This window comes from Thalassospira sp. UBA1131 (assembly GCF_002311515.1).
Classification (GTDB): domain Bacteria; phylum Pseudomonadota; class Alphaproteobacteria; order Rhodospirillales; family Thalassospiraceae; genus Thalassospira.
The window spans coordinates 1-4,022 of sequence record NZ_DCAO01000077.1; the positions used below are offsets into that span (position 1 = coordinate 1).

The 4,022-nt window shown below is 57.2% G+C and carries 4 protein-coding genes; 1 reads left to right on the plus strand and 3 read right to left on the minus strand.

Going from position 1 to position 4,022, the window contains the following annotated elements:
- Positions 1 to 670 (plus strand): 5'-methylthioadenosine/S-adenosylhomocysteine nucleosidase (locus B3Z49_RS11900; RefSeq protein WP_296991054.1); only part of this gene is annotated, 670 nt, incomplete at its 5' end.
- A 36-nt stretch (positions 671 to 706) separates the two neighbouring features.
- Here the strand turns inward: B3Z49_RS11900 and B3Z49_RS11905 are convergent.
- The 3 genes from B3Z49_RS11905 to B3Z49_RS11915 form a co-directional block, all read right to left on the minus strand.
- Complete coding sequence (locus tag B3Z49_RS11905; protein WP_296991055.1) at positions 707 to 2,374, minus strand: thiamine pyrophosphate-binding protein; 1,668 nt, start codon at positions 2,372 to 2,374, stop codon at positions 707 to 709.
- 226 nt (positions 2,375 to 2,600) lie between these two features.
- On the minus strand, positions 2,601 to 3,155 hold the full coding sequence (locus B3Z49_RS11910; RefSeq protein WP_296991057.1) for a polysaccharide biosynthesis/export family protein: 555 nt from the start codon (positions 3,153 to 3,155) through the stop codon (positions 2,601 to 2,603).
- The coding region (locus tag B3Z49_RS11915) for an outer membrane beta-barrel protein (protein ID WP_296991058.1) at positions 3,156 to 4,022 on the minus strand (867 nt) is incomplete at its 5' end.

The following is a 4,022-nucleotide window of genomic DNA, read 5'->3' on the forward strand; positions in this document are numbered from 1 at the left end:
TCAAGAATGCGGAAAGTCAAAGATGCGCGGATACCTTCATGATGTCGCAGGCCATAACGTGTTGTTCGCAATGGCGGCACCGGCGGAATATGGCGATCACCTCAAGGAGCGGTTTACGCCCTTGATGATCGGGGTTGGGCCGGTGGAGGCTGCGATCAATCTGACTGCGGCACTGACCGAATTGAAGCTGTCGGATGATTTGCCCGATCTTGTCGTGACATTAGGATCAGCCGGATCGCGTACGCTTGAGCAGGCCGAGGTTTATCAGGCGGTTTCGGTGTCATATCGCGATATGGATGCATCGGTTCTGGGCTTTGAGAAGGGCTGCACGCCGTTTGTCGATCTGCCCGCCGAAATCGAGATGGCGTTACGCATTCCCGGTATCCCCGAAGCCCGTTTATCGACTGGGGCCAATGTGGTGTCGGGTGCGGCCTATGACGTGATTGATGCCGACATGGTCGATATGGAAAGCTTTGCCATCTTGCGTGCGTGCCATAAGTTTGGCGTGCCGCTGATTGGTCTGCGCGGCATTTCCGATGGCAAGGAGGAGCTTTCCAAGCTGTCGGACTGGACGGCTTACCTGCATGTCGTTGATGAGAAATTGGCCGTTGCGGTCGATGCGCTGAAAGCTGGCCTTGAAAGCGGCGAGATCAGCATTCCCAGACGCTGATCCCGATTATTGCATTTTCGAAACAATTAAGTCGACTTAGGTGCCCGCACGGATCTGATCAAGGGTTTTGATCGGGGTAAGCGCCTGTGGGTCCACCTGGATTTCAAGGATGGCCGGTTTGCCTGAGGCGACAGCGCGGTCGAAGGCCGGGCCGAAATCCGCGGTCTTGGTGACGGTTTCACCGTATCCGCCAAAGGCCTTGGCGTAGGCGGCGAAATCCGGGTTGCGCAGTTCGGTGCCAGACACACGGCCGGGATAGTTGCGTTCCTGATGCATGCGGATGGTGCCAAACATACCGTTATTGACCACAAGCGTGATGATATTCGCGCCATATTGCACGGCGGTGGCAAATTCCTGCCCGTGCATCAAAAAGCATCCGTCACCGGCAAGGCAGACGACCGGGCGGTCCGGGTGGGCAAGCTTGGCTGAGACCGACGCCGGAAGCCCATACCCCATCGAGCCCGATGTCGGGGCCAGTTCGGTGCGGTATTCCCGATAGCGGAAGAAGCGATGCAAAAAGGCGGCATAGTTGCCCGCCCCATTGGTGACAATCGCATTGTCAGGCAGTTTTTCACGCAATTCCGCCACCACATGCGCCATTTTGACATCGCCCGGGGTTTCAACCGGGGTGGAAAAGGCGATGTAGTTGGCGTGTGCGGTTTCGATCATGTCATCGCGGGCCGATCCATCCACCGGCTCCATCATGGCGATGGCGCGCAGGAAGGATCGCTGGGACGCATTGATTGCGACATCCGGGCGGTAGACCCGGCCCAATTCATCCGGGCCGCTGTAAACATGGACCAGTTTCTGTTTCGGGCAGGGGATATCAAGCAGGCTATAGCCGCTGCTGGTCATTTCCCCCATGCGCGATCCGACAAGGATCACAAGATCACTGTCCTTGATGAGCTCGGCCAGCTTCGGGTTGATGCCGATCCCGACATCACCAATGAAGTGGCTGTGCGTGTTGGGGATATAGTCCTGACAGCGGAAGCTTGTCGCAATCGGCACATTGTTACGAACTGCAAACGATTTAAGGTTTTCAGTCGCTTCGCGGGTCCAGCCACCCCCACCAACGATCATGACCGGCTTTGCGGATTTCGCAAGAGCGTCACGGAAGCGAGAGACATCTTCAGGCGCTGTTTTGGCCTCAACCGGGACGTAGGGTTTGGCATCGGCAACATCCGTGCTTGAAGACAGCATGTCTTCGGGAAGCGCCAAAACCACCGGGCCGGGGCGACCGGATGTCGCGATGTGATAGGCGTGGCTGATATATTCCGGGATGCGGTTAATATCATCAATCTGCCCGACCCACTTGGCAAGCGGTTCGAACATTTTGCGGTAATCGACTTCCTGAAACGCTTCGCGATCGACCATGTCACGCCCGATTTGTCCGACCAGAAGGATCATCGGTGTGCTGTCCTGATGGGCGACATGCACGCCGGCCGATGCGTTGGTGGCACCGGGACCACGGGTGACCATACAGATGCCGGGTTTATTGGTCAGCTTGCCATAGGCCTCAGCCATGATGGCGGCCCCGCCTTCCTGACGGCAGATGATCGGATCGATGTCGGGATGATCGACAAGGCCATCAAGCACGGCGAGGTAGCTTTCGCCCGGGACAAGAAAGACGCGTTCAGCCCCGTGCAGGGCCAGTTGATCGACCAGAATGCGTCCGCCATGGCGCGTTTCTGTTTTCCCGGACATGTTTCGTGAACTCCGTTGCGTGGGGCAAGATCGTTTTGGTTTTTATCTGTTTGCCATCTGGTGATGGCGTGAGCGCGATTTCATCATGGAAAACGGGCGCAGGTAAAGACGGTTGATCCAGAAAACAGCGGAAAATCCGACGATATGTGGAGCAGTTCTAAAACCCCTGCGTTCTGATCAAAAATGCGCAGTGGATTGTACTGGAAATCCGCCATTTTGCAGTGACTTAGAAGTACCTCTCGGCCACGCGTACGATGTCGCCTGGCATGACGATGGTGGCGAGCGTTGCCGGGATGACGACGCGCGAAGCATCATGACCCCGCAGGATTTCGATGTCGTCCTCATCCCCGCGATAGGTCAGCCCGCCGCCGACTGCGATGGCATTGAGCACATTCATGCCGGGCACATAATCATAGGATCCTGGCTGATTGACTTCCCCCATGATGAAAAACGGGCGAAAGGCGATGATTTCAACCGCAATATCGGGATGACGCAAATAGCCATCCAGATAGGCGTTATGGATTTTCTGGCGCGCCTGATCTGTGGTGAGGTTGCGCACGCTTACCGGCCCGATCAGCGCAAGGTTGAGCCTGCCCATCGCATCGACCTTGAATTCGCCTGACAGGTCCGGTTCGCCAAACACCGTGACCCGCACCGTATCGCCACTATCCATGACATAGATGGTCTGGGCCTTTGTCGTCATCGTCATTGCGATCAATACGAGCAGCGTGATCAGGGCCGTGCGCAAGCCATTGAACAAGCGTGGCTTTGGTGTGGTCATTTACATCTCCAGCTTGAGGCGGATGTGGCTTTGCAGGCGTTCATAGTCCTCACCCGCGCTGTTTGAGTTTCGTTGGTCGTAGGCGAGGCCGCCCTCGATCCGGGCAAGGCGATTAAGTTCATAGCCAAGGCCAACCCCGAACCGACTGGTGTTGTCACGCCGCGCGGTCTGTTGGAAGGTTTCTGCGCTGTAGTCCGCACTGAGTGAAACGGTCAGACGCCGGCGCAGTTCATGGGAAATACCTGCTCCTGCCTCAAAGGCCAGAATGCCACTGGCGCCGGTCTGGGTCGTTTCGCGCACAGTGCGCGCGGCATTGAACGCGATATTGGTCAGGCGGGTGACCGACCAGTCGAAATCGCCGCGCAAGGTATAATCCCCGATATCGCCAAAGGCCGGGTCGGCATAGGTCTGGTTCATCCAGCCCGCCGCCAGATCGGCCGTGATCAGATCGGTCAGATCAAGGCGAATGCCGCCCAGCATCTGATACCCCGCAGAATCGCGGATGCGTCCACCATCATCGGGGGTGCGGTCATATTGTCGCTGGTTAAACGTGACTTCGCCGTAAGCCTCACGCCCAAGATCAAGCGGCCACAGAATGCGGAGCGTCTCGCGCAGTTCAAGGCGATCACGATCATCATTGCGGATGATCGATCCGTTGCGCGCGGTGCTGTCGTCAAAATCAAGACGGCGAAGTGCAAACTGTGATTCGTAATGCAGGCCGTTGGTGATATGGCGGCCGCCAATCTGGGCGCTGACATCACGGTAAATAACGGGCTCTGTGGTACTGGTCGGCACATCATTGCTGCCGCGCGGGTCATGGGCGCGTTTAAGCTGAACCCCGCCTTCAACGGATGTCGCACCGAGATC

What these genes read in the sequence shown, in the direction of transcription:
- B3Z49_RS11905 (WP_296991055.1), bottom strand. Translation starts at nt 2,374, where the DNA reads ATGTCCGGGAAAACAGAAACGCGCCATGGCGGACGCATTCTGGTCGAT.
- B3Z49_RS11910 (WP_296991057.1), bottom strand. Translation starts at nt 3,155, where the DNA reads ATGACCACACCAAAGCCACGCTTGTTCAATGGCTTGCGCACGGCCCTG.